Origin of the sequence: Pseudomonas sp. 31 R 17 (assembly GCF_900004915.1) — a bacterium.
Lineage (GTDB): Bacteria > Pseudomonadota > Gammaproteobacteria > Pseudomonadales > Pseudomonadaceae > Aquipseudomonas > Aquipseudomonas orientalis_A.
In genome coordinates this window covers 138,150-163,662 of record NZ_CVTN01000065.1, presented here as the reverse complement: position 1 = coordinate 163,662, position 25,513 = coordinate 138,150, and the positions used below count along the sequence as shown (strand labels likewise).

Sequence of the window (25,513 nt, the reverse complement as noted above, 5' to 3'; positions counted from 1 at the left end):
ACACAGAACCTATAACCTTTCAAATCCATTCGAGCCCATACAACAACTACGAAAAGCACCGTGAAACAGCCTTCAAAACAGCGTGCCGGCCACGCCTGGCCAATGTCGTATTAGTTGTATTTCCCCCTCGCAGCCCCCTCGCTAAATTGTGCCCACCCCAAAAAGAGGGAAGGTTTGCCACTCCCCGGCAACCGCAAAAAACTTCGAAACCGCCGCCAAGCCACCCCCTCGCTCACTCAGGAACGGGCGTTGACCTGCACGCGTTTCAATCTGCCGGACTGCAATGGAATGAGTTGAAATGAAGCCCCTGTATCCCTGTTGAGCAGTGCCCTGCTGCTCGCCATGACCTCCTCGGTGTTCGCCGCCAGCAGCGTCGACCTGACCGTCAAAGGGCTGATCACACCCAGTGCCTGTACACCCAGCCTGCCAGGTGACGTGGACTTCGGGAAAATCGCCGCAAAAGACCTGAACCTCGACAAAACCACCACGCTTGAGCGCAAGACCTTGCAGTTGAGCGTCAACTGCGATGCGGCGACGCTGTTCGCCATTCGCCCCATCGACAACCGGGTCGGCTCCGCTATCTACGTTAGCTCCTTCGGGCTGGGCATGATCAACGAAAACCAGAAGCTGGGCAGGTATCAATTGACGTTCAGCAACCCCGTCGTCGAGACCCCCTCTACGCTCCTGGCCAGGTACAACGGCGAGGAACGCTGGGAGCAGTTGATGCCTGAAGATGGCATCGCCCCCAACGACCTGGTGGCACTGGGCAGTCGTGGCGACAGTGGTTGGGCGCCGCACCCGATCAAGGACGCGATCCTGGACGTCACGCTCTACACAGCGATTGCCCCGGCGAGAGACCTGACCTTGAGCGACGAAGTGGCGATCGACGGTTCCGCGACCTTTGAAGTCAAGTACCTGTAAATGGACGCTTCCACCATGAAAACCTCCCTGTGCCTGTTGAGCGCTGCCCTGCTGCTCGCCATGACCGCCTCGGTGTCTGCCGCCAGCAGCGTCGACCTGAGCGTCAAAGGGCTGATCACGCCCAGCGCCTGCACCCCCACGCTGGCCCAGGGCGGCGTTGCCGACTACGGAAAGATCGCCGCCAGGGATCTTCGCGAAAACCAGTCCACCCCCCTGCCGGCCACCACCCTGCAACTGAACCTGAGCTGCGAGGCGGCAACGCTGTTTGCACTCGACGGGGTGGACAATCGCGCCGGCTCCTCGAACAGCCCCGACGACTACTCCTATGGCCTTGGGGTTATCAACGACACGGAGCGGGTGGGCAATTTTGTCATCATCGTCAGGGATTACCTCGCAGACGGCCTGCCCGTGAGCAAGCTGGTCTCGATAGACAATGGCACTACCTGGAACGAGAACAGTGAGGACGCCATCTGGATGCGCGGCCGACTCACCGCCTTCGGTAACAACGCCAATGGAAACTGGGCGCCCATCGCGATCAAGACGCTGAACAGCAACCTGGTGGTACACCCCTTCATCGCCGCGTCCAGTGAGCTGACCCTGACCCGGGAACAACCGATCGACGGCTCCGCCACCCTGGAAGTGGTGTACCTCTAACCCTTCATCTTCGTACTAAGGAAGGTTCAAACGATGACTTACCTGAGCGCTGTTCCCTTGGCCGTCCTCTTGTTGGGCGCCTCATCTTTCACGCTGGCAGGCAGCAGCCAGGACCTCACGGTCAAGGGCATCATCACCCCGAGTGCCTGCGCGCCCATGGTCTCCGGTGATGGCACGGTTGACTTCGGCAAGGTATCCGTCAGAGACCTCAACCCCGACACCTACACCGACCTGCCCAGAGAAACCATGCTGCTGAGCGTGCGTTGTGAGGGGCCGACCTTTTTTACCCTGAACACCATCGACAACCGCGCCGGCACCACCGCCAGCCACTTCGCCTGGCATGGCCTGGGCGTGACAGCCAACGATGAAAAAGTCGGCGATGCCGGGCTCGGCCTGTACAGGCCAGTGGCCGATGGCGTGCCGGTACGCACCATCACCTCAAGGGATGGCGGCGTGACCTGGATGCCCTCGGTGATGCTCAGCCATACCTTGCTGACGGCGGTCGCCGACAACGACGGCCTGGCGCCGATCGCAGTCCAGGCGCTGGACGCCGAAATACGCCTGATCACGCACATCGCCCCTGCCAGCAGCCTGACGCTGACCGACGAAGTGCCCATCGACGGCCACGCCACTGTGCAAGTCAATTACCTCTAAGGAGCTCCCCCGATGAAAACCCGATTGACCACCCTGGCCGCCAGCGTGCTGCTGCTCAACTCGGCCACCGCCTTCGCCGCGTCCAGCGTGGACCTGACCGTCAAGGGCCTGATCGTGCCCAGCGCCTGTACGCCGACCCTGTCCGGTGGTGGCGTGATCGACCATGGCAAGGTCTCGGCCAAAGATCTGAACCCGGACAGGTCCACATCAATTGGCTTTCACACCCTGTCACTGACCGTCAATTGTGATGCTCCCATCCAATTTGCCCTGCACCCCATCGATAACCGTGCAGCGTCAGGCATCTCGACGAGCTTTGGCTTGGGCTTTATCAACGACACCCAGAAGCTGGGCCATTTCAGCCTCACATTGCGTAACCCGGTGGCTGACGACGGCGTAGCCGTACAGACAATCGCATCGATTGACCAAGGTAATACTTGGTACAGCGATTATTCCTGGGAGCCGAGTATGTATATGTCGGTAGCCTCGATGGATGACGACACCCAGCCACTGCCGGTCAAGGATTTGCGCATCGATCTGCAAGTCAACACGCTCATCAACCGTACCGATGGCCTGGATCTCAGCAATGAGGTAACCATCGACGGTTCCGCCACCATTGAAGTGAAGTACCTGTAACCCATGGCTGCCCATCCCTTGAATTCCGGCAGGCATGGGCGGCGCCTGGTTTTGCTCATGCACGCCGCATGGATGTGCACCTTGTCGAGCGTGATTGGCCTGGCGGCGATAACCCAAGCCCATGGGGCCTCGGCCGTCGACCTCACAGTCACCGGCCGAGTAACCCCGGATGCCTGCCATGTCGAGCTGACCCATGACGGCACCGTCGATCACGGCAAGATTGCTTCCCACAGCCTCAAGGACGACGAGTTCACCGTGCTGCCGATCCAGATGCTCGAACTGCGCGTGCAGTGCGCCAGGCCCATGCTGTTTGCGCTGGTGGGCATCGATAATCGCGCCGACTCTTCGTCGGCTCCCGATTATTTCTACGGGCTGGGCAGGAACATCCACGTCCCGCAAGAGCGCCTGGGCTCTGTGGCTTTGGCCTATCGCAACGCGGTGGGCGACGCGCAGCCCATGCAGGTATTGGCCTCCGCCGACAACGGCGAAACCTGGTCGCAGGAGCCCAATGCCTACCCCGGTATCCATATGGCCTTTGCACCGACGGGTGACCGTCAACCCGACTTCATCAGCCAGTTGATCGTCCAGCTTCAAGTGAGCACCGCCATCAACTTCTCGCGTTACCTGACCCTGGACCAGGAAGTCCCGCTCGACGGAGCCATCGTTCTGGACCTGCGCTACCTCTGATCGATCCTCTTTTCGGCCTAATGGAAACCCGTCATGACGACGACATTCTCAAACACCGCTGTGGGCCTCCTTGCCTTGTTCCTTGTGCTCGGCAATCAGGTAAAAGCCGACGGCATGGTCCCGGACACCTCCGTGGTGATCGTGCATGAAGAAGACGGCGAAGCATCCGTGTCGGTGACCAACACCGACAGCCAGCTCGCCCTGCTGCATGTCACCTTGCAGGACATTGCCGAGGACACCGAACCACTGCTGGTGGTGACACCGCCGCTGTCACGGGTCGAAGCGTCCAAATCCCAACTGGTGCGTTTCATTTTGCAAAACCAGCAGCCATTGCTCACACAACGGCTTAAACGCGTGGTGTTCGAAGGCATGCCCCAGGGCCGCGCAGCCACCGCCGCCGGGCATGCCCGCGTGGGCGTGACCGTGCGCCAGAACCTGCCGGTGATCGTACACCCCAAGGGCCTGGCCCCCAACCGTACACCCTGGACCGATCTGACCTGGACACTGCGCGACGGCCAGTTGCAAGTGCGCAACGACACGCCGTATGTGGTGCGGCTGGCGCAGGAGCTGCGACTGCTGCCCGGCGACGGCAGGGCCATGCTGCCGCGCACCTACGTGCTGCCGGGGGAAGCCTTGAGCGTACCGGCCAGTGGTGACCAGGCCCATACGGTAAGGCTGCAACCGGCCACCGTGTACGGGTTTGCGGTCAAGGCCTACGACGCACCGATCAGTTTCTGACGGAACATCCAGGCGGCATAACCTGCCGCCGCCTGAGTAACGCAGTGACCGCTCATTGAGCGGCACCCGAACGCCTGACCACAAGTCCCCGGCGTTCACCACTCGAGTACCTTGCGTGAAAACAGTATTGAGTTACCGTGACGGCGAAGCCGTGCCCGATCCCTCTGCCGGCGCCGCCCTGCCGCTGGTGTTGCTGCTGTGTGCGCTGCTACCGGCCAGGGTCTGCGCCGAGGATTCCAGCCCGTCCGGCTTCGATGCACAGACCTTGCATCAACGTGGCATCGATCCGCAGTTGGCCAGCCTGTTGCTGGCCGCACCGCGCTACGCGGCCGGGCAACATACCGTCAATCTGCGCGTCAACGGTCAACCCCGTGGCCGCTTGGCGGTGAATTTCGATCAGCAGGGCAATCTGTGCTTTGACCGCACCTTGCTGGACGGCGCCCAGCTGATGCGTGCCGATGAGGCGGCCGGGTGCGAGGATTTCCTTGTTCGCTACCCGCAAACCCTGGTGGAGCCGGACCCGGCAACGCTGACGGTGTCGCTGGTGGTGCCCACCCAAGCGCTGCGCACCGAACAGCAGGATATCTCCGGCTTCGAAACCGGTGGATTTGCCGGGCTGCTCAACTACGACCTCAGCGGCTTCTACAATCGCTTCGGTGATGACGCCAGTCGCTTTGGCTCGGCCAATACCGAGGTGGGCTTCAATGCCGGCGACTGGATCGTGCGCAGTCGCCAGGTGCAGACCTGGCAGGATGGCCTGTCACGCAGCACCCACCTGGAAGCCTATGCCCAGCGCACCTTCGCCAGCCACCAGGCGGTACTCCAGGCCGGGCAGATCAACCTGTACAACCCGGTGCTGTCCGGCGCGCAGATCACCGGCGTGCAGGTGCTCACCGAACACGCCCTTCAAGAACAGGGCCAGGGCGCGCAGATCCAGGGCATCGCCAACAGCCCGGCCCAGGTGGAGGTGCGCCAGAACGGCGCGTTGATTCATTCCACCGTCGTGCCCGCCGGGCCCTTTACCCTCACCGATGTGCGTCGCTTGAACACGCGCTCGGACGTCGAAGTCACGGTCAAGGAAAGCATCGGCGGCGAGCGGCGCTTTACCGTGCCGGCGGCGATGCTCGGGCTCGGGCTGCCGGCGCCGGGTTACTCCGTGGCGGCGGGCCGGGTGCGCAATGTGGGCGATGCCGAAGGCGATGATCCGTGGGTAATCAGTGGCGGCTGGACCGGCGCCCTGCACCCGCAGTTGACCCTGGGCACGGGCGTGCTGGCGGCCAGTGAATACCGCTCGATGGGCGCCACCCTGGGCGTGTTGCCGTGGCTGGAGAGTCAGCTTCAGTTGTCCACTCAACTGTCCAATACCCAGGCCCGGGAAAAGGTGTCCGGCATACATACCGATGTTTCCTGGTCCCAGCGCCTGGGCGAGCGATGGTCGATCAGCGCGGCCAATTCCTGGCGCAGCATCGGCTACCGCGAACTCGAAGAAAGCACTTACGCGCGCGACGACAACCACCGCGATTCGCGCTACCGCGACCAGCAAAGCCTCAACCTGGGCTGGTCCCATCCACGATTGGGTGCATTCAGCGCCGGGGTGTCGCGCTCGGCCAATTTTGCCGGCGACAGCAGCAGCCGTGCGCTGGCCTCCTGGGGCACAAGCCTGGGCGTGGTGTCGTTGTCAGCCAGTGCCGAGTGGCAAATGGGCGGTCGCCAGCAGCAGGACAACGCGGTGTACCTCACGATCGGCGTGCCGTTGGGCGAGAGTCGCCGGCTACGTAGCTGGGTGCGCAACTCCGGCGGCCAGAACCGCACCGGGCTGGGCATCACGGAACAGATCGACGACCAACTCGGCTATCGCGTCAGCGCCGAACACGACAGCAGCGACCATCAAGTGGAAACCACCCTGGGCCTGTCAGCATTGCCGCGCTACAGCCAACTCGACGTGAGCTACAGCCGCTCCGATGCCGAGCGCTCCAGCTACCAGGGCAGTGCGCGCGGCGGTGTGGTGCTGCACGGCGGCGGCGTGACCTTTTCCCCCTACCCGGTGCGTGACACCTTCGCCCTGGCGTCGGTGGGCGACATGAGCGGCATCAAGCTCAACACCCCCAGCGGCCCGGTATGGACCGACTGGCAAGGCCAGGCCGTGGTGCCGCAAGTGGCTGCCTACGGTCGCAGCCCGGTGGAAGTGCAGACGCGTTCATTGCCGCGCAACGCCGATATCAATAACGGCCTGGCGATGATCTCGGCCGGACGCGGTGCCGTGGAGCGCGTCGAATTCGGCGTCGGCCTGACCCGCCGCCTGTTGCTCACCGTCAGCACGGAACAGGGCGAACCGCTGCCCGCAGGCGCCTCCGTCAGCAGCGCTGACGGCGAGTTCATCACCCTGGTGCAGGACAGCAGCCAGGTGTTCCTGCCCAATGTGCTGGACCAATCGACGCTGTGGATAACCACGCCGCAAGGGCGTCGTTGCCAATTGCGCTACTCACTGCCGGAAAAAGCCGACCCCTCGGTGTACTTCGAAACGGCCCCCGCACGCTGTCATGCACCTTGAGGATTCCCGCAATGTCCCTTGCAACCTGCTTGCGTCAACTGTGCCTGTGGCTGTTGATCGGCGTCGCCGGCACTGCCCAGGCCATGGACGAATGCCAACTGAACGTCAGCGAACCGCTGCTGGATTTCGGCCTGATGAACCGCCTGGCGCAAAGCAACAGCGCGCCGGAACGCCTGCTCGGCGAACGCCGCCTGAGTGTGACCGTCAGCTGCCCGCAGGCCGAAGACCTCAGCCTGTTCTACCGTGCAAAAGCCGCCAGCCCACAGCGCCTGCGGTTTACCGAGCACGGCAGCTATGCCATTGAGGCCGGTAATGCCCTGCTCGATGGCCGGGCGGTGGAGCTGGGTTTGCTGCCGGCCGTGGGTCAGGCACCCGTCGCCAATGGCAGCGTCGTGCAATGGCGACCCGGTCATGGCATCGCGCCGGTCGAACGAGGCGCTGTGCTCACGGGAAAAACCCTGGCGCTGCAATTGACCGTGCGCGCCTGGGCTGACCCTGCCGCCACCCAAGTGCGCGATGCCACCACCTGGGAAATCTCCGACATGCTGTACGGCGCACGCCACGGGCGCTACCGGGAACTGACGCTGCGTGCGCACTTTGCCCCGATCGCCTGCCTGCCGACGCTATCCGACCAGGGTGTGGTGGACTATGGCACTTTGTATGCCAAAGACCTCAACAGCAGCACTGAAACGCCCTTGCCCACTCGCACCCTGCGCCTGAACGTGACGTGCGACGCGCCGATCCGCTTCGCCCTGCACATGAAGGACAACCGCGATGGCTCGGCCACCGGCGGCATCGATGAAACCGCCTATGGCCTGGACCTGGATGCGAGCCGTGGCAAGATCGGGCGTTTTTACCTCACCCTTGATCCGGCGGAGTTCAGCGCCGACACCTTCCCCGCGTTGTACCGCACCGACTCCACCAGCAATGGCGTGGCGTGGAGCAGTTCCACCGCGCGGCAAATCCCCATGGCCGCCAACAGCATCATGGGGTTTACCGACAAAACCGGCGTCACCAGCGGGCCTGTGGCCCTGCAGACCCTGACCGGCACGATGCGCATCAAGACTTATCTTGCGCCCATGCAAACCCTGGACCTGCGCGAGGTCGTGCGGATCAACGGTTCCGGCACGCTCGAAATCGTCTACCCCTGAGCCATCACTGTGAGGAGTCCGTCCCATGAAAACCCGTCTCTTTTCCAGCCTGTTGCTACTGGCCAGCGCCCCCTCGGCGCTGGCCGCCTCGACTGTGGACCTGAGTGTCCATGGCCTGATCACTCCCGCCGCCTGCTCACCGCAGCTGTCCAGCGGTGGCCTGATCGACTACGGCAAGATCGCCCGGCAGGACTTGAACCTGGAGACCGCCACGCGCCTGCCGCCAAAGACCCTGCATATTGGCATCGCCTGCAATGGCCCCGTGCGCTATGCCTTGCGCATGCGCGACAACCGTGACGGTTCAGCCATGGTCAACAGCGAGATTTATTACGGGCTGGGGTTCGATAACAGCGGCAATCGCCTGGGGGTCTACTCCATGACCTTCGACCCAAGGCAAACCCAGGCCGGCAACACCGCGCAGGTCTATGGCACCGAATCCACCACCGGTGGCCTGGCGTGGCGCACCTCCAATCTCAACCCCATCGACATCGGTTCCAGAAGCTACCTGGGCTTTACCGCTGTCGAAGGCAGCGTCAGCGGGCCCACAGCCATCAGTCTCCTGGACGGCATTGTCACGGTGCAGACCGTGATCAATGCCCGGCAGAACCTGGACTTGAGCGTGGAGACCGCGCTCGATGGGTCAGCCACGCTGGAAGTGGTGTACCTCTAGACTTGCTCGCTGGTGACTTGCACGTAGCGCGCACGCCCGGCACCGAGGCCCGCGACGATGGCGCCCAGGCCGATCACGGCGAAGATCCAGCCGATGGCTGTCCAGCCGCCGGTCCAGTCATGCACCAGGCCGACCGCAAAAGGGCCGAGGGACGCCAGGGTGTAACCGATGCCCTGGGCCATGCTCGACAGGTTGGCCGCCACGTGGGAATCGCGTGAACGCAACACGATCAAGGTCAGCGCCAGGCTGAAGGTACCGCCCTGCCCCAGGCCCAGCACAATCGCCCACCCCCATAAGCCCTCCAGCGGTGCGTAAAGACAACCGAACAAACCGCCCAGGGTCAGCAGCATCACCACCACGATTGCCAGGCGCTGGTCCTTGCCACGGGTGGCGAGCCAGGGGGCGGCAAGGGAGCTGAGCAGTTGCACGATGATCGAACCGGATAATGCCAACCCGGCCTCGGTGGCGCTCAGGCCGCGACCGATCAGGATCGACGGCAACCAGCCGAACACGATGTAGGCCAGCGACGACTGCAGGCCCATGTAGAGTGTGACCTGCCAGGCCAGTGGGTCGCGCAGCAGACCCTTTACGCGATAAGCAACGCGGTGGCTGCCGTGCTGTTGGCCGACCTGGGGCAACCAGACCAACGCCGCCGCCAGCGCCGGCAGTATCCAGAAGCCCAGGCCAATGGTCCAACGGTCACCAAAGTAGTGGCTCAACGGCACGGTAGCGCCCGCTGCCATGGCGGCGCCCAGGCACAACGCCATGGTGTAGACCCCGGTCATGGTCCCGGCCTGCCTGGCAAAATCACGCTTGACGATGCCCGGCAACAGCACGCCGATAATGCCGATGCTCGCACCGGCAATCAGGCTGCCGACGAACAGGCCCACTTCGCCGAACGAACTGCGCAGGATGATCCCGGCGGCCAGGGTCAACAGAATGCCCAGCACCACGCGCTCGGCGCCAAAACGTCGCGCCAGCATCGGCGCGGTCGGCGCGAACAGGCCCAGGCACAGCACCGGCAAGGTGGTCAGCAAGCCGGCCTTGGCGGCCGACAAACCCAGGCTGCTGGAGACTTCAGCCAGCAGCGGCGACAGGCTCGACAGCGCCGGGCGCAGGTTCAGCGCCACCAGGACCAGGCCGAGCAACAGCAACCAGGGTCGCGCCACACTCGGCTGCGCGTGTTGCACACCCTCATCGTCGGCCTCGGCGTCAATCAGCAGCTCTTCAAGTTCAGTCTTGCGTTGCGTTTCAGGGGTCATTGATCAACTGCCGGCAGGGGGATTTGGCGCGTTGCGGATCTTGCCGAGCGCAGTGCCTGCTACTCGCCTGCAGTACGGCCAATCATGGGATGAATTTTCCCACAGGCTATTCGGAGCTGCCTACAAAGGCAACGCACTAGGGTTCTTGGGCAGGAAAAGGAGCAGTATTTTCGATTGGTAAAATTACCCTTAGAGGGTAATTATTGGCCTCAGGTGTCTTATGGAAAAGTACACACCTCATTACGATTTGGCGGTGATAAAGGCGGATGTCAGGCGGCTTGGCTTCAGCGCCTTTACCGCGACCGCGCGGCTGAGCGGTAAAGACCTTGGCCTGGATATAGGAGAGATGCAGGCAGTCATCTACGCGCTGAAAAGAACGATGTTGTACAAGTCGATGACAAGTTATGACGATCATCGTGCCTGGCAGGACGTTTACCACATTTGCTCGCACGGTTTGGAGATCTACATAAAGGTGACTTACCGTCCAGGCGACGGACCTCCGGTGATCTCCTTCAAGGAGAAAAACACATGAAAAGACAACAATGTTGCAGTTGCGGAAGGCAGGACGGGATGCTTCATTTCTCGGGACGCAGCGAGACAATGGAAGTGAAAGGCTTGCTTCGCCGTATCGACAATTTGTCTGGGTGGGAATGCGAGGCGTGTGGAGAAGTGCTCCTCGATCCGCAAGACGCAGAACGCTATTCGAACCTGTGCGATGACATAGTCCACACCTTCCGGCGAATGATCGGCACAGAGCTGAAACGCATACGCCGCAAATTGCATCTGTCACAAAAGGAAACCGTGGAACTGTTGTCAGGTGGCGGGCACAACGCGGTTTCTCGCTACGAACGCGGCGAAGTATTACCACCCAAGTCACTGGTCATACTGATGCGCTTGCTTGAGCGTCATCCACACTTGATGGTCGATGCGAAAGTCCTGAGTGAAGGTGCAGACCTGCGCAATTCCAAGAATACGGTACATAGAGAACATGAAACCCTGACAACACCTTGAGAACAGACACAAAAAACCCGGCGTAAAAGCCGGGTTTCTTTAAGCTGCAATCAATGCAAAATCTGGCTCAGGAACAACTTGGTCCGATCATTCTGCGGATTGTCGAAGAAGTCATTCGGCGCCGCCTGCTCCACGATCTCGCCCTTGTCCATGAAGATCACGCGGTTGGCCACGGTGCGCGCAAACCCCATCTCATGGGTCACGCACAACATGGTCATGCCGTCTTCGGCCAGGCCGATCATGGTGTCCAACACCTCCTTGACCATTTCCGGGTCGAGTGCCGAGGTCGGCTCGTCGAACAGCATGATCTTGGGCTTCATGCACAGGGCGCGGGCAATCGCCACACGCTGTTGCTGGCCACCTGAAAGCTGCCCCGGAAACTTGTGGGCCTGCTCCGGGATGCGCACGCGCTCAAGGTAATGCATGGCGATTTCCTCGGCCTTGCGCTTGGGCATCTTGCGCACCCACATCGGCGCCAGCGTGCAGTTCTGCAGGATGGTCAGGTGCGGGAACAGGTTGAAGTGCTGGAAGACCATGCCGACTTCGCGGCGGATCGCTTCGATCTGCTTGAGGTCATTGGTCAGTTCCACGCCATCGACCACGATACGGCCCTGCTGGTGCTCTTCCAGACGGTTGAGGCAGCGGATGGTGGTGGACTTGCCCGAACCCGACGGGCCGCACAGCACGATACGCTCGCCCTGCTTGACGTTGAGGTTGATGTCTTTCAACACGTGGAACTGGCCGTACCACTTGTTAACGCCCTGCATCTGGATAATGCCTTCAGGGCTCACAGGCTGTTTGATCGCTTCGCTCATAACAACAACTCCTAACGCTTGTGGCCTGTGTCGAGCTTGTGTTCCAAATGAATGGAATAGCGCGACATACCAAAACAGAAAATCCAGAACACCAGGGCGGCGAACACGTAGCCTTCGGTGGCCATGCCCAGCCATTTGGGGTCGGCGGCGGCTTGCTTGACGCTGTTGAGCAGGTCGAACAGGCCGATGATGATCACAAGGCTGGTGTCCTTGAACAACGCGATGAACGTGTTGACGATGCCGGGGATCACCATCTTCAGGGCTTGCGGCAGAATCACCAGGCCCATGCTGCGCCAGTAACCCAGGCCCATCGCCGCAGCCGCTTCGTACTGGCCCTTGGGAATCGCCTGCAAGCCGCCGCGCACCACTTCGGCCACGTAGGCCGACTGGAACAGGATCACGCCGATCAATGCGCGCAGCAGCTTGTCGATGCCCATGCCCTCAGGCAGGAACAGCGGCAGCATCACCGAGGACATGAACAGCACGGTGATCAACGGCACGCCGCGCCAGAATTCGATGAAGGTCACGCAGACCACCCGAATCGCCGGCATGTTCGAACGCCGCCCCAACGCCAGCATGATGCCCAGCGGCAACGCGCCGGCAATGCCCACGGTGGCAATGACCAGGGTCAGCATCAAGCCGCCCCACTGGCTGGTGGCCACGTTGGTCAGCCCGAACGCACCGCCGTGCAGCAGGAAGAACGCGATGATCGGGTACAGCACCAGAAAGCTCAGGCCATAGACCGCCTTGCGTTGAAAGCGCGAGATGAACAACGGCGCCACGCCGACAATCGCCAGCCAGACGGTGAGGTCCACGCGCCAGCGCAGGTCGCCGGGGTAGTAGCCGTACATGAACTGGCCGAAGCGCTGTTGGATGAACACCCAGCAGGCGCCTTCCTTGGTGCAGTCGGCGCGCGTGGTGCCGACCCAGTTGGCATCGATGATCGCCCAACTGAGGATCGGCGGCACTACCAGGTAGATCAGGTAGAACGCCAGCAACGTCAGCAGCGTGTTGAGCCAGCTGGAGAACAGGTTGGCGCGCATCCATGCCATCGGCCCGAAGACTTTGTTCGGCGGCGGCATATCAGGTTTGAACGTATGTGAACTCATGGGCGTTTCCTCACCGCTCGATCAGCGCAATGCGCTTGTTGTACCAGTTCATCAGCAGGGAAATGCTGATGCTGATCGCCAGGTACACGCTCATGGTGATGGCAATGACTTCGACGGCCTGGCCGGTCTGGTTGAGCACCGTGCCGGCAAACAGCGAAACCATTTCCGGGTAACCGATACCGGCGGCCAGTGACGAGTTTTTCGCCAGGTTCAGGTATTGGCTGGTCAGCGGCGGAATGATCACCCGCAGGGCCTGCGGGATGATGACCTTGCGCAGCGTCGGCCCGGGGCGCAGGCCCAGGGAACGTGCCGCTTCGGTCTGGCCATGGCTGACCGACTTGATGCCCGAACGCACGATCTCCGCAATAAATGCAGCGGTGTAGACGGTCAGCGCCAGGGTCAGTGCCAGCAGTTCAGGGATCAGTACCCAGCCGCCGACGAAGTTGAAGCCTTTGAGCTCGGGCATTTCCCAGTGCAGCGGCGCGCCGAAGAGCAATGCGCACAACGCCGGGATCACGATGAACAACGCCAGCCCCGCCCAGAATTTATGGAACGGAACACCGGTGGCTTCAAAGCGCTTGTTGGCCCAGCGTGCCATCAGCACGATTGCCACGATGGCAACCACGACGCTGGCCACGAACGGCCAGAAACCATCAGCGGCAATCGCTGCCGGCATGTTCAGGCCACGGCTGCTGACAAAGAAGGTGTCGCCGAAATTGTGACTGTTGCGCGGCCCCGGCATGGTCAGGAACACCGCAAAGTACCAGAACAGGATTTGCAGCAGCGGCGGAATGTTGCGGAATACTTCCACATACACGGTCGCCAGCTTATTGATCATCCAGTTCGGCGACAGCCGCGCCACGCCGATGATGAAGCCGAGCAGGGTCGCCAGGACCACACCGATCACGGTCACCAGCAAGGTGTTGAGCAAACCGATCACAAACACCCGGGCATAGCTGTCCGACTCGGTGTAATCGATCAAGTGCTGCGCGATGCCGAAGCCGGCACTGCGCTCGAGAAAGTCGAAACCCGAGGTAATGCCCCGGTGCTGCAGGTTGGTCTGGGTGTTATTGAAGAGGTACCAGCCCAGCGAGACCACCGCCACAATCGTGATGATCTGGAAGAGCCACGCACGCACTTTGGGATCGCTGAAGCTGAGCTTCTGCTTGGGTGCGCCGATTTGATTTTGCATGAAGTGCCCCGAAAAGAATGGAACAGAACATCACCCGGCGGTTGGCCCACCGGGTGACAGAACCATCAGCGATCAGCGCACAGGCGGTGCGTATTGAATGCCGCCGTTGTTCCACAGCGCGTTCAGGCCACGGTCGATTTCCAGCGGGGTGCTCTTGCCCAGGTTGCGCTCGAACACTTCGCCGTAGTTACCGACCTGCTTGACGATCTGCACGACCCAGTCTTTCTTCACTTTCAGGTCTTTGCCGTATTCGCCGTCGGCACCGAGCAGACGGGCAACGTCCGGGTTCTTGGTGGACTTGGCTTCAGCTTCAACGTTTTTCGAGGTGATACCGGCTTCTTCGGCATTGAGCATGGCGTAGCCAACCCAGCGCACGATGGCCAGCCACTCGTCATCGCCGTTACGCACGACCGGGCCCAGGGGTTCCTTGGAAATGGTTTCCGGCAGCACCACGTAGTCCTTCGGCGCGGCCAGCTTGCTGCGCTGGGCGAACAGTTGGGACTTGTCGGAGGTCAGCACGTCGCAACGCCCGGATTCCAGCGACTTGGCGCTTTCATCGGAGGTGTCAAAGGTGATCGGGGTGTATTTGAGGTTGTTGCCACGGAAGTAGTCGGAAACGTTCAGCTCGGTGGTGGTACCAGCCTGGATGCAGATGGTTGCACCGTCCAGTTCCTTGGCGCTTTTCACGCCCAGCTTGTTGTTAACCAGGAAACCGATGCCGTCGTAGTAGGTGATGAAACCCGGGAATTTCAGGCCCATGCCCGCATCGCGGGAGCTGGTCATGGTGGTGTTGCGCGACAGGATGTCGACTTCGCCGGACTGCAGCGCGGTGAAACGCTCCTTGGCGTTCAACTGGCTGAACTTGACCTTGGTCGCGTCACCGAAAACGGCGGCGGCGACGGCACGGCACACGTCAGCGTCGATCCCGAGGATCTTGCCGCTGGCATCCGGCACCGAGAAACCCGGCAGGCCGTCACTCACGCCACACTGTACAAAGCCTTTCTTCTGCACGGCGTCCAGGGTGGCGCCAGCCTGGGCAAAACCACTGACACCCAATACGGCGGCCGCGGTCACGATGGCCAGGGTGGATTTCAATACCTTCATTCAAACCTCCAGTTGCTCTTGTTGTGTCGGAGCTCCAACCTCAGCGCACCCTTATGAGGCGATATCGACCCGTGTTGGCTTTTTTTGGGGTCAAGCAGCATGAGATCTTTGCGGTAATTCCAGTTGCTTCCCCACAAGCGGCAGTCACTGATAGTGTTACCGCCCTGGGAGAGTTCTGACATCGACCTACACATAGCAAGGCCCGTACCAGAGTGCCGGCTGAGTCGCTGAGTACCCGGTTCAATAGCAAAAGATTCAACCTTGCGACATTCTCTTAACAGATCAACCTGTCGCGCACCGTTGCGACGCACCCAATCGGAGCGCCTGCACATCTATGGAGCAAACATGACCGAACCCTTGATTCTAGAGCCCGCCAAGCCCGCAGACGCCTGCGTAATCTGGCTGCATGGCCTGGGCGCCGATCGCTATGACTTTCTGCCGGTAGCCGAAATGCTGCAGGAAACGTTACTGACCACCCGCTTCGTTTTACCCCAGGCACCCAGCCGCCCGGTGACGATCAACGGTGGCTACGAGATGCCGAGCTGGTACGACATCAAGGCCATGAGCCCGGCCCGTTCGATCAGCCTGGAAGAACTGGAAGCGTCGACCGAGACGGTCACGGATTTGATCGAAACGCAGAAGAGAACCGGGGTAGACGCTTCGCGTGTTTTCCTGGCTGGCTTTTCCCAAGGGGGAGCGGTGGTTTTCCACACAGCCTTTAAAAAATGGCAGGGCCCGCTGGGTGGCGTGATCGCCCTCTCCACTTACGCGCCGACGTTCGACGATGAGCTGGAATTATCCGCCAGCCAGCAGCGCATTCCGGCCCTGTGCCTGCACGGCCAGTACGACGAGGTGGTACAGAACGCCATGGGCCGCAGCGCCTATGAGCATCTGAAGACCCGTAGTGTCACCGTGACATGGCAGGAATACCCAATGGGCCACGAAGTGTTACCCGAAGAGATACGCGATATCGGCACTTGGCTGGCTGAGTGCCTGCGCTGACTCGCGCGTTTATGTAGTTGTATGACAGACGCACTACGCCGCGCCCGATTCTTGCATTACACTGGCCGGCGTACATTCCTTAACCAATTAATGAGATGACCGTGCTCAAAGCACTCAAGAAGATGTTCGGCAAAAGCGAGGCTGAGCCGCTCGCGCCTGTTCCCAGTGCTCCCGTCCCGCCAACCGGCAGCCGCAATGACGGCAGGCAGCCCGCCCGCACGGCACCTGTTGCCCAGCCAAACGTGACAGCGCCTGAACAGACAAGACCGGTTGAGGTCGCTGCCGCGCCGGTCGCGCCGAAGCCTCGCCGCGAGCACGCCCCAAAGCCGGTCGTCATCCCGTGGAAACTCGAAGACTTCGTCGTCGAACCCCAGGAAGGCAAGACCCGCTTCCACGACTTCGACCTGGCCCCGGAACTGATGCACGCCATCCAGGACCTGGGCTTCCCGTACTGCACGCCGATCCAGGCGCAGGTGCTGGGCTTCACCCTGGCCGGCAAAGACGCCATCGGCCGCGCACAGACCGGCACCGGCAAGACCGCCGCGTTCCTGATCTCGATCATCACCCAACTGCTGCAAACGCCGCCGCCCAAGGAACGCTACATGGGCGAACCGCGCGCGCTGATCATCGCCCCTACCCGGGAGCTGGTGGTGCAGATCGCCAAGGACGCCGCCGACCTGACCAAGTACACCGGCCTTAACGTCATGACGTTCGTCGGCGGCATGGACTTCGACAAGCAGCTCAAGCACCTCGAGGCGCGTCACTGCGACATCCTGGTCGCCACCCCAGGCCGTCTGCTCGACTTCAACCAGCGTGGCGACGTGCACCTGGACATGGTCGAAGTGATGGTGCTGGACGAAGCCGACCGCATGCTCGACATGGGTTTTATCCCGCAAGTGCGCCAGATCATTCGCCAGACCCCACCAAAAGCCGAGCGCCAGACCCTGCTGTTCTCCGCGACCTTCACCGAAGACGTGATGAACCTCGCCAAGCAGTGGACCACCGATCCGTCCATCGTCGAAATCGAGGCGCTGAACGTCGCCAGCGAAAACGTCGAGCAGCACATCTATGCCGTGGCCGGTGCCGACAAGTACAAATTGCTCTACAACCTGATCAACGACAACGGTTGGGAACGCGTGATGGTCTTCGCCAACCGCAAGGACGAAGTGCGCCGCATCGAAGAGCGCCTGGTGCGCGATGGCGTCAACGCCGCGCAACTGTCCGGCGACGTGCCGCAGCACAAACGCATCAAGACCCTGGAAGGTTTCCGCGAAGGCAAGATCCGCGTGCTGGTGGCCACCGACGTGGCCGGGCGCGGGATTCACATCGACGGCATCAGCCACGTGATCAACTTCACCCTGCCGGAAGTGCCGGACGACTACGTACACCGTATCGGTCGTACCGGGCGTGCCGGGGCTGCGGGCGTGTCGATCAGCTTTGCGGGCGAGGATGACTCGTACCAGCTGCCGTCGATCGAGACGCTGCTGGGGCGCAAGATCAGTTGTGAGACGCCGCCGACGCACTTGCTGCGGGCTGTAGAACGCAAACGCCCTTAAGCTGAAATGCAATAAAAGTGTGGGAGGGGGCTTGCCCCCGATAGCGGTGGGTCAGCTCGACATAAGCTGGCTGATCCACCGTCATCGGGGGCAAGCCCCCTCCCACACTTTGATCTCTGCTGGTTTTGAGATTTGTCCTGGCTGGCTATTTCCAGCGATCTGCTGCCGAGTGATCACTGGTCCGCCCTTCAACCCAACGCGCACCTTCCGGCGTGTTCTCTTTCTTCCAGAACGGCGCACGCGTTTTCAAGTAATCCATCACAAACGCACAGGCATCGAATGCCGCCTGACGATGCGCACTGGCCGCCGCCACAAACACAATCGGCTCACCCGGCTCCAGCGCGCCGATGCGATGCAGCACCTCCAGCTTGAGCAACGGCCAGCGCTGCTCGGCCTCCACGGCGATCTTGGCCAGGGCTTTTTCGGTCATGACCGGGTAGTGTTCCAGAAACATCCCCGACACGTCGCGGCCATCGTTGAAATCGCGCACATAGCCGACAAAACTCACCACCGCGCCCACGCCCACATTGGCTGCGTGCATCGCATTGACTTCGGCACCGGGATCAAAGGCCTCGACCTGCACACGAATGGCCATGCTCAGCCTCCGGTCACGGGCGGGAAAAACGCGATTTCGTCACCGGCCTCGACCGGCTCGTCGAGATTGCACAGTTCTTCGTTGCGCGCACACATCAGGCTCGCCTCGTTGAGTACCGCGAACTCCGGGTCAGCGGCCAGTGCCAGGCGCACAGCATCAACGGTGGCAAACTCACCTTCCATCTCCAGCGAATCAAAGCCCACCGCTTCGGCGTAACGCGCAAAAAACAATACGTTGATGCTCATGCCTGGTCCGCCTTGAAATGCCCGCTTTTACCGCCCAGTTTTTCCAGCAGTCGAATATTTTCGATGGTCATGCCGCGATCCACGGCCTTGCACATGTCGTAGATGGTCAGTGCCGCGACACTCGCCGCCGTCAGCGCTTCCATCTCTACACCGGTCTGCCCGGAAAGCTTGCAGCGCGCCAGGATATGCACGGCATCCACGCCATCGGCGCGCAGTTCGACCTTGACGCCAGTGAGCATCAGCGGGTGGCACAGGGGGATCAAGTCACTGGTTTTTTTCGCCGCCTGGATCCCGGCAATGCGGGCCACGGCAAACACGTCGCCCTTGGGATGGGCGCCGTCGACAATCATTTTCAGGGTGTCGGGCAACATGCGCACCCGCGCTTCGGCCACGGCTTCACGGAACGTCACGGCTTTGTCGGTGACGTCGACCATGTGGGCGCGACCTTGGGAATCGAGATGAGTCAGCACAGCGATACTCCTGATCAGGAGCAGCGATTGTAAACCCAACACGGAACAAAATGTGGGAGGGGGCTTGCCCCCGATTGCGGTGGGTCAGTCAACAGACATGTTGAATGTGCCACCGGTATCGGGGGCGAGCCCCCTCCCACATTGATCGCGTTTACAGGTGAGACTCGGCGTACTCGGCCAGAATCGAACGTGGTACGCCCTGCAGCGCGATGTGCACGCCGTTCGGGAAGTCCTTGAAGCGTTCCGTCAGGTAAGTCAGCCCGGAGCTGGTCGCGGACAGGTAAGGGGTGTCGATCTGTGCCAGGTTGCCCAGGCACACCACTTTGGAACCGGCGCCGGCACGGGTGATGATGGTTTTCATCTGGTGCGGGGTAAGGTTCTGGCATTCGTCGATCAAAATCAGGCTCTGCTGGAAGCTGCGACCTCGAATGTAGTTGAGGGATTTGAACTGCAACGGCACTTTGCTGAGGATGTAGTCGACGCTGCCATGGGTGTTTTCGTCATCCATGTGCAAGGCTTCGAGGTTGTCGGTGATCGCCCCCAGCCACGGCTCCATTTTTTCCGCCTCGGTGCCGGGCAAAAAGCCGATTTCCTGGTCCAGGCCCTGCACGCTGCGGGTGGCGATGATGCGGCGATAGCGCTTGGTCACCATGGTCTGTTCGATGGCGGCGGCCAGGGCGAGGATGGTTTTCCCCGAACCTGCGGCGCCCGTCAGGTTGACCAGGTGAATGTCCGGGTCGAGCAGCGCATACAGCGCCAGGCTCTGGTAGATGTCACGCGGTTTCAGGCCCCAGGCTTCCTGGTGCAACAGGGGTTCCTGATGCAGGTCGAGGATCAGCAGCTTGTCGACCTGAATCTCCTTGATCCAGCCCACGAAGCCCTGCTCGTCGACGATGAATTCGTTGATATGTACTGCCGGCAGGTTGTCGGTCAGTTGCACCTGATGCCAGGTGCGGCCGTGGTCCTGGCGGGTTTCGACCTTGCTGACACGGTCCCAGAACGAGCCGGTCATCATGTGATAACCCCGGGACAGCATCGACACGTCGTCCACCAACTGGTCGGTACTGTAGTCCTCGGCAGCGATCCCACACGCTCGTGCCTTGAGGCGCATATTGATGTCTTTGGTCACCAGCACCAGACGCAGGTCCTTGTCGCGCGCGTGCAGGTCGATCAATTGGTTGATGATTTTGTTGTCGTTGAGGTTTTCCGGCAGCAGGCTGCTGGGCTCGCTGCGTTTGTTCATCAGGATCGACAGCAACCCCTTGGGCCCGCTCTTGCCACGCTGGATCGGCACGCCGACTTCAACGTCCTCGGGCGAGGCTTCGCCCAGGGTCTTGTCGATCAGGCGGATGGCCTGGCGGCATTCGGCAGCGACGCTGTGGTGGCCGCTTTTGAGTTTGTCCAGTTCCTCCAGCACGATCATGGGGATGGCGACGTGGTGTTCTTCAAAGTTAAGCAGTGCGTTTGGATCGTGAATCAATACGTTGGTATCAAGCACATAAAGGATTGGCTGGTCGGAAGAAGGGGTGCGTCCATGATCATCCATACTCGGTCACCTTTGTGGGAGCCAGTCGACGCAATACCTTGGCGGTGCTGCGCCTCGATTCGACCACCGGCTGCACCTGGTGTGACGTCAAGTGCAGTGCCCACATTAGGAGTCTTGGAAGACGCCACCTGTGCTGCAGGTTTCGGCGGTCTGACTTCGTAATACCGCAAAACCCATGACAGGAAAAAGCACTTTGACGCTTTTTTGAAGTTTATTTTTCAGGATGACGAATAGCACTAGCCGAGTGCCATGCACCCCGTTAAAGTCGGAAGTCCGCCTGCATCGAAATGTCGCGGCAAATTACCCCGAAAATCCCCCTCGACCAACAGGGCCGGGCATTTCATCGAAATGCTTCACGACAGTCCTGCCAACCCAGGCCACTCTGCGCCGTCGACTGCAACAACATTGGCAATGCCACCCGCGCCTTGTCCTGGGGATCGTGGAACACAATCACGCCTTTGCGCCACAGCAGCATCAGCGTCAGCACCCGCTGCGCCGACTCTTCGGCCTTGAGCTTGCCCGGATCGTCCTGGGAATCGATGTCCCATAGCGCCACTTGCAGACCCTGGGCCTGAAAGAAGCCCTGGCTGTCCGCGCGCCGTTGCCCGTAAGGCGGTCGAAACAGCGGCACATAGTTTTCCGGCAGCAGGTTTTGCACCAGTGATGCGCTGCGGGTGATGGAATCCTGCCAATCGACCCAGTGGCTGTGAGAGCGATACTGCCAACCCTGGATACCCACGCACTGCCCCTGGTACAACGCCTGCACATCCGCAGCGGAACTGCGCTCCACACGGGTTTGCAGGCTGCTGCCGAGGGCGAAGAACGTGGCGTTGATCTTTTGCTTGCGCAGGTAATCGGCGAGCCAGTCGGTATTGCCGCCGACCGTAGCCGGGCCGCCATCGAAGGTCAGCAGGAACATGCGATCGTTAAGCTCATCGCCATTGCGCTCGTGGTCGCCAAAGCGCGCCACTTCGCTGCTGATCTGCGGCATCAGCGCGGCCTTGCGCAGCAGTTCATCGAGATAGCGCTCATGAAAGTGCCGGCTGGGCGCGGCCCAGCCTATATAGAACGAGTCGTCACTGACGGCGAACTTGCCGGCCTGCTCGCGCAGGTCGTCCATGTTTTCCACCAGATAACAGAACGAAGCGTCCTCTTCGCAGCTTTGCTGGGCGAACGTGTAGTTCTCCAACAACCGTTGCCAGAGTTGGCGGCGCAGGTCGTCGATTGCGGCCAGGTTGATGATCTTCAGGCCCAGGCGCTGCTTGAGCGCGGTTTCGTCCAAGGCTTCGCTGGCGATCAAACCATGGGCGAACATCAGGATTTCCGCCCGCGAGGCCACGTCGAACAGCGCCGGGCTGCCGAGTTTTTCCGGCCAGGTGGCGCGGTCGAGGCTGGCGACATCAACCGGCGCGGCCTGGGCGTTCAGGCAGAGCAGGCAAGCCGATAACAAAAGCGCTAATCGCACACGGGGTCTCCCTCTCCAGAGTTACCGCCCATCATAGCGGATCGCATCTATTGCCATCATAGGTGGAGTCAAAACGCCCCAACCCCTAGAATCTCGCCCAACGATTCCAGGAGCCAACTTCATGCTGATGGTGATTTCCCCCGCCAAAACCCTCGACTTCGAGTCCAAGCCGGTCACTGCGCGCTTCACCCAGCCGCAGTACCTGGACCATTCCCAGGAACTGATCGAGCAACTGCGCGAACTGAGCCCGGCGCAGATCAGCGAGTTGATGCACGTCTCCGACAAGATCGGCGGCCTCAATGCCGCCCGCTTCGGCAGCTGGACGCCCGCTTTCACCCCGGCCAATGCCAAGCAGGCCCTGCTGGCGTTCAAGGGCGATGTATACACCGGCCTTAACGCCGAAACCTTCAGCGATGCCGATTTCAGCTACGCCCAGGACCACCTGCGCATGCTCTCCGGCCTCTACGGCCTGTTGCGCCCGCTGGATTTGATGATGCCGTACCGCCTGGAGATGGGCACCAAGCTGGCCAACACCCGTGGCAAGGACCTCTACGCGTTCTGGGGCACGCGCATCAGCGAATGGTTGAATGAAGCGCTGGCCGCGCAAGGCGACGACGTGCTGCTCAACCTGGCTTCCAACGAATACTTCTCGGCGGTCAAGCGCACGGCCCTGAACGCGCGCATCATCAACACCGAGTTCAAGGACCTGAAAAACGGTCAGTACAAGATCATCAGCTTCTACGCAAAAAAAGCCCGGGGCATGATGAGCCGGTTTGTGATTGAAGAACGCATCAACGATCCGGCCAGGCTCAAGCAGTTCGATATGCAGGGCTATCGCTTCAATGCGGAGCAATCCAAACCGGATAACCTGGTGTTTTTGCGCGATCACGCACCGGAATAAGACCGTACAGAGACTGACGATCAAATGTGGGAGGGGGCTTGCCCCCGATAGCGGTGGATCAGTCGATACTTTACATAGGTATCTACACAACTCTGTAGCGCCCAACCGTAACCACGATGCGAAGCGAGTCGCTCTGGCTCTGGCTTTTGATCTGCTTTTGATCTTAGGCGCCCCGTTAAACCACGCTGGCCGAACGCAGGCTTGAATCCGTGGGTAACCCGGCAGGACGCCGGGTTAGCCGCACTGGGCCAGGGATGGCCCATTGCGGCGGCCCACGGATTCAAGCCTTCGTTCGGGCACACCGAGCCCAGGCGAGGTGCCGAGTGGTGGGGCAAGAGCCCTTTTGGTTACTTTTGGGGCTCTTTTCCAAAAGTGACCCGCTGTAAAAGCGGAACCAATAGAGGCCGTCACCGCAGAAACGGATATGTACTCGGTCTGATCCAGCATCCTGGTCGGCCCTGAGGCCCCCATCGGGGGCAAGCCCCCTCCCACATTTTGCTGGTATTCCAAACCAGTGAAACGTCATTTATTTGGCGCCATAAAATCATCCAGATACAACCCTAACGATTTATTCACTCGACATTCATCGTTTTTTTTCGTAGTGGCACCAATTTTTTTATTCAGTAGTGGCACAAAACTATCCCCTCGCGCCAACTCCCCATAACTACTGGCCTAAATAGCAAGTGCTATCAATATACTACCAGTGCCATCCTTCCTAATATTTCAAGAAATTTCCGGAAACAGGATGAGTGGCCAGGAACTTCGTCCTGAAGCACCGCTCATACCACCGGTAACGAAATTCTCTGCTGCTGTAAGAGATGACTTACATAACGACCAATGGAAGTAGTCAAGTTGTCTTAAAACACTTTGACTCTATGGTCACACCATCAACTGATCGAGTTAAGGGTGGCGATAAGTACGCATTGCTATCCCCTACAGGCCAAGGCAGCGCTGACCTAAATGAGCCCGTGCAACCACTCAAGGCATTGAAAAAAAAGGCAATTTGCCTGCATCGATACCTTGCCGCACCGGCGCCGAAGTCTTCCTCCAGGGAAGCACGGCTGCATTTCAGGGCAAGCCCCAATAATAAGGCCTGGCTGCGCACAACTTGAGTGCACTAGTGAGTCACTCGTTTATTCAACATGCCTGCACGCGATAAGTCGGCGTCTATTCGCCTAACTTTTGCGGCATCAGTGACGCTTGTAAACATGAACTCCGGCCATCTAATGGCATGATTTAAATATTGAGGTAATTGCGATGCGCATCAGCATATTCGGTTTGGGTTACGTTGGCGCAGTATGTGCCGGTTGCCTGTCTGCCCGTGGCCACGAAGTGGTCGGCGTAGACATCTCCAAGGAAAAAATCGACCTGATCAATGCGGGTAAATCGCCGATCGTTGAGCCGGGTCTGGGCGAGCTGTTGAGCCAGGGTATCCAGACGGGCCGACTGCGTGGCACCACCAACTTCGCCGAAGCCATCCGCGATACCGACCTGTCGATGATTTGCGTGGGCACGCCGAGCAAGAAAAACGGCGACCTGGAACTCAACTACATCGAATCGGTATGCCGCGAGATCGGTTTTGTCCTGCGTGACAAGACCACCCGCCATACCATCGTGGTGCGCAGCACCGTACTGCCGGGCACCGTCGCCAACGTGGTGATCCCGATCCTCGAAGACTGCTCCGGCAAGAAAGCCGGCGTCGATTTCGGCGTTGCGGTCAACCCTGAATTCCTGCGCGAATCCACCGCCATCGCCGACTACGACCTGCCACCGATGACTGTTATCGGCGAGTTCGACACCGCTTCCGGCGATGTCCTGCAGTCGCTCTACGAAGAACTCGACGCACCGATCATCCGCAAGGACATCGCCGTTGCCGAGATGATCAAGTACACCTGCAACGTGTGGCACGCCACCAAAGTCACTTTCGCCAACGAGATCGGCAACATCGCCAAGGCCGTCGGCGTCGATGGCCGTGAAGTGATGGACGTGGTCTGCCAGGACAAGACGCTCAACCTGTCCCAGTACTACATGCGCCCGGGTTTCGCTTTCGGCGGCTCGTGCCTGCCCAAAGACGTGCGCGCCCTGACCTACCGCGCCGGCTCCCTGGACGTGGAAGCGCCGCTGCTCAACTCGCTGATGCGCAGCAACGAATCCCAGGTGCAGAACGCCTTCGACATCGTCTCCAGCCACGACAAGCGCAAAGTCGCCCTGCTGGGCCTGAGCTTCAAGGCCGGTACCGATGACCTGCGTGAAAGCCCGTTGGTGGAGCTGGCGGAAATGCTGATCGGTAAGGGCTACGACCTGAGCATCTACGACAGCAACGTCGAGTACGCCCGCGTGCACGGTGCGAACAAGGACTACATCGAAGGCAAGATCCCCCACGTGTCGTCCCTGCTCAACTCGGACTTCGATGATGTGATCAACAACTCCGACGTGATCATCCTCGGTAACCGTGACGAGAAGTTCCGTGCCCTGGCGCATAACGCTCCGGAAGGCAAGCAAGTGGTCGACCTGGTGGGCTTCATGTCCAAGGCCACCAGCGTAAGCGGCCGTACTGAAGGTATTTGCTGGTAACAGCAAC

General features: G+C 60.6%; 25 protein-coding genes. 15 read left to right on the top strand and 10 right to left on the bottom strand.

What is annotated here, in order from left to right:
* Positions 1-342 precede the first annotated feature (342 nt).
* The 9 genes from BFP89_RS13010 to BFP89_RS12970 all read left to right on the top strand — a co-directional run bounded on the left by BFP89_RS13010 (position 343) and on the right by BFP89_RS12970 (position 8,659).
* On the top strand, positions 343-921 hold the full coding sequence (locus BFP89_RS13010) for a DUF1120 domain-containing protein (protein ID WP_065886445.1): 579 nt from the start codon (positions 343-345) through the stop codon (positions 919-921).
* Between the two features lie 15 nt (positions 922-936).
* Positions 937-1,575 carry a DUF1120 domain-containing protein gene (locus BFP89_RS13005; protein WP_065886444.1) on the top strand — a complete coding sequence of 213 codons (639 nt, stop codon included), beginning with the start codon at positions 937-939 and terminating at the stop codon, positions 1,573-1,575.
* 33 nt (positions 1,576-1,608) lie between these two features.
* A complete protein-coding gene (locus BFP89_RS13000) occupies positions 1,609-2,229 on the top strand; it encodes a DUF1120 domain-containing protein (RefSeq protein ID WP_065885881.1) in 621 nt (206 codons plus the stop codon).
* A gap of 12 nt (positions 2,230-2,241) precedes the next feature.
* The gene (locus tag BFP89_RS12995; protein ID WP_065885880.1) at positions 2,242-2,862 is read left to right on the top strand and encodes a DUF1120 domain-containing protein; all 621 of its coding nucleotides are present in this window, start codon (positions 2,242-2,244) and stop codon (positions 2,860-2,862) included.
* A gap of 3 nt (positions 2,863-2,865) precedes the next feature.
* A complete protein-coding gene (locus BFP89_RS12990) occupies positions 2,866-3,549 on the top strand; it encodes a DUF1120 domain-containing protein (RefSeq protein WP_065885879.1) in 684 nt (227 codons plus the stop codon).
* A 33-nt stretch (positions 3,550-3,582) separates the two neighbouring features.
* The gene (locus BFP89_RS12985) at positions 3,583-4,287 is read left to right on the top strand and encodes a fimbria/pilus chaperone family protein (protein WP_065885878.1); all 705 of its coding nucleotides are present in this window, start codon (positions 3,583-3,585) and stop codon (positions 4,285-4,287) included.
* Between the two features lie 115 nt (positions 4,288-4,402).
* Positions 4,403-6,838 carry a fimbria/pilus outer membrane usher protein gene (locus tag BFP89_RS12980; RefSeq protein WP_176718416.1) on the top strand — a complete coding sequence of 812 codons (2,436 nt, stop codon included), beginning with the start codon at positions 4,403-4,405 and terminating at the stop codon, positions 6,836-6,838.
* Positions 6,839-6,849: 11 nt separating this feature from the next.
* Entirely contained in the window at positions 6,850-7,989 is a 1,140-nt protein-coding gene (locus tag BFP89_RS12975; RefSeq protein ID WP_065885876.1) for a DUF1120 domain-containing protein, read from the top strand.
* 25 nt (positions 7,990-8,014) lie between these two features.
* A complete protein-coding gene (locus BFP89_RS12970) occupies positions 8,015-8,659 on the top strand; it encodes a DUF1120 domain-containing protein (RefSeq protein WP_065885875.1) in 645 nt (214 codons plus the stop codon).
* Here BFP89_RS12970 and BFP89_RS12965 read toward each other — a convergent pair.
* Positions 8,656-9,921, bottom strand: a complete 1,266-nt coding sequence (locus BFP89_RS12965; RefSeq protein WP_065885874.1) for a CynX/NimT family MFS transporter — start codon at positions 9,919-9,921, stop codon at positions 8,656-8,658. The genes BFP89_RS12970 and BFP89_RS12965 overlap by 4 nt on opposite strands.
* A gap of 220 nt (positions 9,922-10,141) precedes the next feature.
* On the opposite strand from BFP89_RS12965, the gene BFP89_RS12960 reads away from it, so the two are divergent.
* Together BFP89_RS12960 and BFP89_RS12955 are read left to right on the top strand one after the other, a co-directional pair.
* Positions 10,142-10,453, top strand: coding sequence for a type II toxin-antitoxin system MqsR family toxin (locus BFP89_RS12960; protein ID WP_065885873.1), 312 nt, complete (start codon positions 10,142-10,144; stop codon positions 10,451-10,453).
* The gene (locus tag BFP89_RS12955; RefSeq protein ID WP_065885872.1) at positions 10,450-10,932 is read left to right on the top strand and encodes a type II toxin-antitoxin system MqsA family antitoxin; all 483 of its coding nucleotides are present in this window, start codon (positions 10,450-10,452) and stop codon (positions 10,930-10,932) included. Before BFP89_RS12960 ends, BFP89_RS12955 begins: the two co-directional genes overlap by 4 nt.
* Positions 10,933-10,982: 50 nt before the next feature.
* Here the strand turns inward: BFP89_RS12955 and BFP89_RS12950 are convergent, their stop codons facing one another.
* The 4 genes from BFP89_RS12950 to BFP89_RS12935 all read right to left on the bottom strand — a co-directional run bounded on the left by BFP89_RS12950 (position 10,983) and on the right by BFP89_RS12935 (position 15,152).
* Positions 10,983-11,747, bottom strand: coding sequence for an amino acid ABC transporter ATP-binding protein (locus BFP89_RS12950; protein ID WP_003171943.1), 765 nt, complete (start codon positions 11,745-11,747; stop codon positions 10,983-10,985).
* A gap of 11 nt (positions 11,748-11,758) precedes the next feature.
* Positions 11,759-12,856, bottom strand: coding sequence for an amino acid ABC transporter permease (locus tag BFP89_RS12945; protein WP_016978216.1), 1,098 nt, complete (start codon positions 12,854-12,856; stop codon positions 11,759-11,761).
* 10 nt (positions 12,857-12,866) lie between these two features.
* Positions 12,867-14,048, bottom strand: coding sequence for an amino acid ABC transporter permease (locus BFP89_RS12940; RefSeq protein ID WP_065885871.1), 1,182 nt, complete (start codon positions 14,046-14,048; stop codon positions 12,867-12,869).
* Positions 14,049-14,120: 72 nt separating this feature from the next.
* On the bottom strand, positions 14,121-15,152 hold the full coding sequence (locus BFP89_RS12935; RefSeq protein WP_016978213.1) for an amino acid ABC transporter substrate-binding protein: 1,032 nt from the start codon (positions 15,150-15,152) through the stop codon (positions 14,121-14,123).
* Positions 15,153-15,497: 345 nt separating this feature from the next.
* On the opposite strand from BFP89_RS12935, the gene BFP89_RS12930 reads away from it, so the two are divergent.
* Entirely contained in the window at positions 15,498-16,154 is a 657-nt protein-coding gene (locus BFP89_RS12930) for an alpha/beta hydrolase (protein ID WP_065885870.1), read from the top strand.
* Positions 16,155-16,249: 95 nt separating this feature from the next.
* Entirely contained in the window at positions 16,250-17,710 is a 1,461-nt protein-coding gene (rhlB, locus tag BFP89_RS12925) for an ATP-dependent RNA helicase RhlB (RefSeq protein WP_065885869.1), read from the top strand.
* A gap of 145 nt (positions 17,711-17,855) precedes the next feature.
* Here the strand turns inward: rhlB and moaE are convergent, their stop codons facing one another.
* From moaE to BFP89_RS12900, 5 genes are all read right to left on the bottom strand, one after another.
* Positions 17,856-18,305 carry a molybdopterin synthase catalytic subunit MoaE gene (gene moaE, locus BFP89_RS12920; RefSeq protein WP_065885868.1) on the bottom strand — a complete coding sequence of 150 codons (450 nt, stop codon included), beginning with the start codon at positions 18,303-18,305 and terminating at the stop codon, positions 17,856-17,858.
* A gap of 2 nt (positions 18,306-18,307) precedes the next feature.
* Positions 18,308-18,550 carry a molybdopterin converting factor subunit 1 gene (gene moaD, locus BFP89_RS12915; protein WP_065885867.1) on the bottom strand — a complete coding sequence of 81 codons (243 nt, stop codon included), beginning with the start codon at positions 18,548-18,550 and terminating at the stop codon, positions 18,308-18,310.
* Entirely contained in the window at positions 18,547-19,020 is a 474-nt protein-coding gene (gene moaC, locus BFP89_RS12910; protein ID WP_065885866.1) for a cyclic pyranopterin monophosphate synthase MoaC, read from the bottom strand. The genes moaD and moaC overlap by 4 nt, the downstream gene beginning before the upstream one ends.
* Positions 19,021-19,171: 151 nt before the next feature.
* Positions 19,172-20,566 (bottom strand): PhoH family protein, encoded by a 1,395-nt coding sequence (locus BFP89_RS12905; protein WP_065885865.1) that lies wholly within the window; start codon positions 20,564-20,566, stop codon positions 19,172-19,174.
* A 340-nt stretch (positions 20,567-20,906) separates the two neighbouring features.
* Positions 20,907-22,031 (bottom strand): polysaccharide deacetylase family protein, encoded by a 1,125-nt coding sequence (locus BFP89_RS12900; protein WP_065885864.1) that lies wholly within the window; start codon positions 22,029-22,031, stop codon positions 20,907-20,909.
* Positions 22,032-22,152: 121 nt separating this feature from the next.
* Here BFP89_RS12900 and yaaA point away from each other — a divergent pair, with 121 nt between their 5' ends.
* Both yaaA and BFP89_RS12890 read left to right on the top strand, forming a co-directional pair.
* Positions 22,153-22,932, top strand: a complete 780-nt coding sequence (gene yaaA, locus BFP89_RS12895) for a peroxide stress protein YaaA (protein WP_065885863.1) — start codon at positions 22,153-22,155, stop codon at positions 22,930-22,932.
* A gap of 1,257 nt (positions 22,933-24,189) precedes the next feature.
* A complete protein-coding gene (locus BFP89_RS12890) occupies positions 24,190-25,506 on the top strand; it encodes a nucleotide sugar dehydrogenase (RefSeq protein ID WP_057724657.1) in 1,317 nt (438 codons plus the stop codon).
* Positions 25,507-25,513: the final 7 nt, after the last annotated feature.

Excerpts from the sequence above, each read along its gene's own strand:
- BFP89_RS12905 (WP_065885865.1), bottom strand. The coding sequence starts at position 20,566 with ATGGATGATCATGGACGCACCCCTTCTTCCGACCAGCCAATCCTTTAT.
- BFP89_RS12970 (WP_065885875.1), top strand. The coding sequence starts at position 8,015 with ATGAAAACCCGTCTCTTTTCCAGCCTGTTGCTACTGGCCAGCGCCCCC.
- moaE (WP_065885868.1), bottom strand. The coding sequence starts at position 18,305 with ATGGCCATTCGTGTGCAGGTCGAGGCCTTTGATCCCGGTGCCGAAGTC.
- BFP89_RS12940 (WP_065885871.1), bottom strand. The coding sequence starts at position 14,048 with ATGCAAAATCAAATCGGCGCACCCAAGCAGAAGCTCAGCTTCAGCGAT.
- BFP89_RS13005 (WP_065886444.1), top strand. The coding sequence starts at position 937 with ATGAAAACCTCCCTGTGCCTGTTGAGCGCTGCCCTGCTGCTCGCCATG.
- BFP89_RS12995 (WP_065885880.1), top strand. The coding sequence starts at position 2,242 with ATGAAAACCCGATTGACCACCCTGGCCGCCAGCGTGCTGCTGCTCAAC.
- moaD (WP_065885867.1), bottom strand. The coding sequence starts at position 18,550 with ATGAGCATCAACGTATTGTTTTTTGCGCGTTACGCCGAAGCGGTGGGC.
- BFP89_RS12935 (WP_016978213.1), bottom strand. The coding sequence starts at position 15,152 with ATGAAGGTATTGAAATCCACCCTGGCCATCGTGACCGCGGCCGCCGTA.
- BFP89_RS12950 (WP_003171943.1), bottom strand. The coding sequence starts at position 11,747 with ATGAGCGAAGCGATCAAACAGCCTGTGAGCCCTGAAGGCATTATCCAG.
- BFP89_RS12975 (WP_065885876.1), top strand. The coding sequence starts at position 6,850 with ATGTCCCTTGCAACCTGCTTGCGTCAACTGTGCCTGTGGCTGTTGATC.
- BFP89_RS12945 (WP_016978216.1), bottom strand. The coding sequence starts at position 12,856 with ATGAGTTCACATACGTTCAAACCTGATATGCCGCCGCCGAACAAAGTC.
- BFP89_RS12990 (WP_065885879.1), top strand. The coding sequence starts at position 2,866 with ATGGCTGCCCATCCCTTGAATTCCGGCAGGCATGGGCGGCGCCTGGTT.
- BFP89_RS13000 (WP_065885881.1), top strand. The coding sequence starts at position 1,609 with ATGACTTACCTGAGCGCTGTTCCCTTGGCCGTCCTCTTGTTGGGCGCC.
- BFP89_RS12960 (WP_065885873.1), top strand. The coding sequence starts at position 10,142 with ATGGAAAAGTACACACCTCATTACGATTTGGCGGTGATAAAGGCGGAT.
- BFP89_RS13010 (WP_065886445.1), top strand. The coding sequence starts at position 343 with ATGACCTCCTCGGTGTTCGCCGCCAGCAGCGTCGACCTGACCGTCAAA.
- yaaA (WP_065885863.1), top strand. The coding sequence starts at position 22,153 with ATGCTGATGGTGATTTCCCCCGCCAAAACCCTCGACTTCGAGTCCAAG.
- BFP89_RS12890 (WP_057724657.1), top strand. The coding sequence starts at position 24,190 with ATGCGCATCAGCATATTCGGTTTGGGTTACGTTGGCGCAGTATGTGCC.
- BFP89_RS12955 (WP_065885872.1), top strand. The coding sequence starts at position 10,450 with ATGAAAAGACAACAATGTTGCAGTTGCGGAAGGCAGGACGGGATGCTT.
- BFP89_RS12965 (WP_065885874.1), bottom strand. The coding sequence starts at position 9,921 with ATGACCCCTGAAACGCAACGCAAGACTGAACTTGAAGAGCTGCTGATT.
- rhlB (WP_065885869.1), top strand. The coding sequence starts at position 16,250 with ATGACCGTGCTCAAAGCACTCAAGAAGATGTTCGGCAAAAGCGAGGCT.
- BFP89_RS12985 (WP_065885878.1), top strand. The coding sequence starts at position 3,583 with ATGACGACGACATTCTCAAACACCGCTGTGGGCCTCCTTGCCTTGTTC.
- BFP89_RS12930 (WP_065885870.1), top strand. The coding sequence starts at position 15,498 with ATGACCGAACCCTTGATTCTAGAGCCCGCCAAGCCCGCAGACGCCTGC.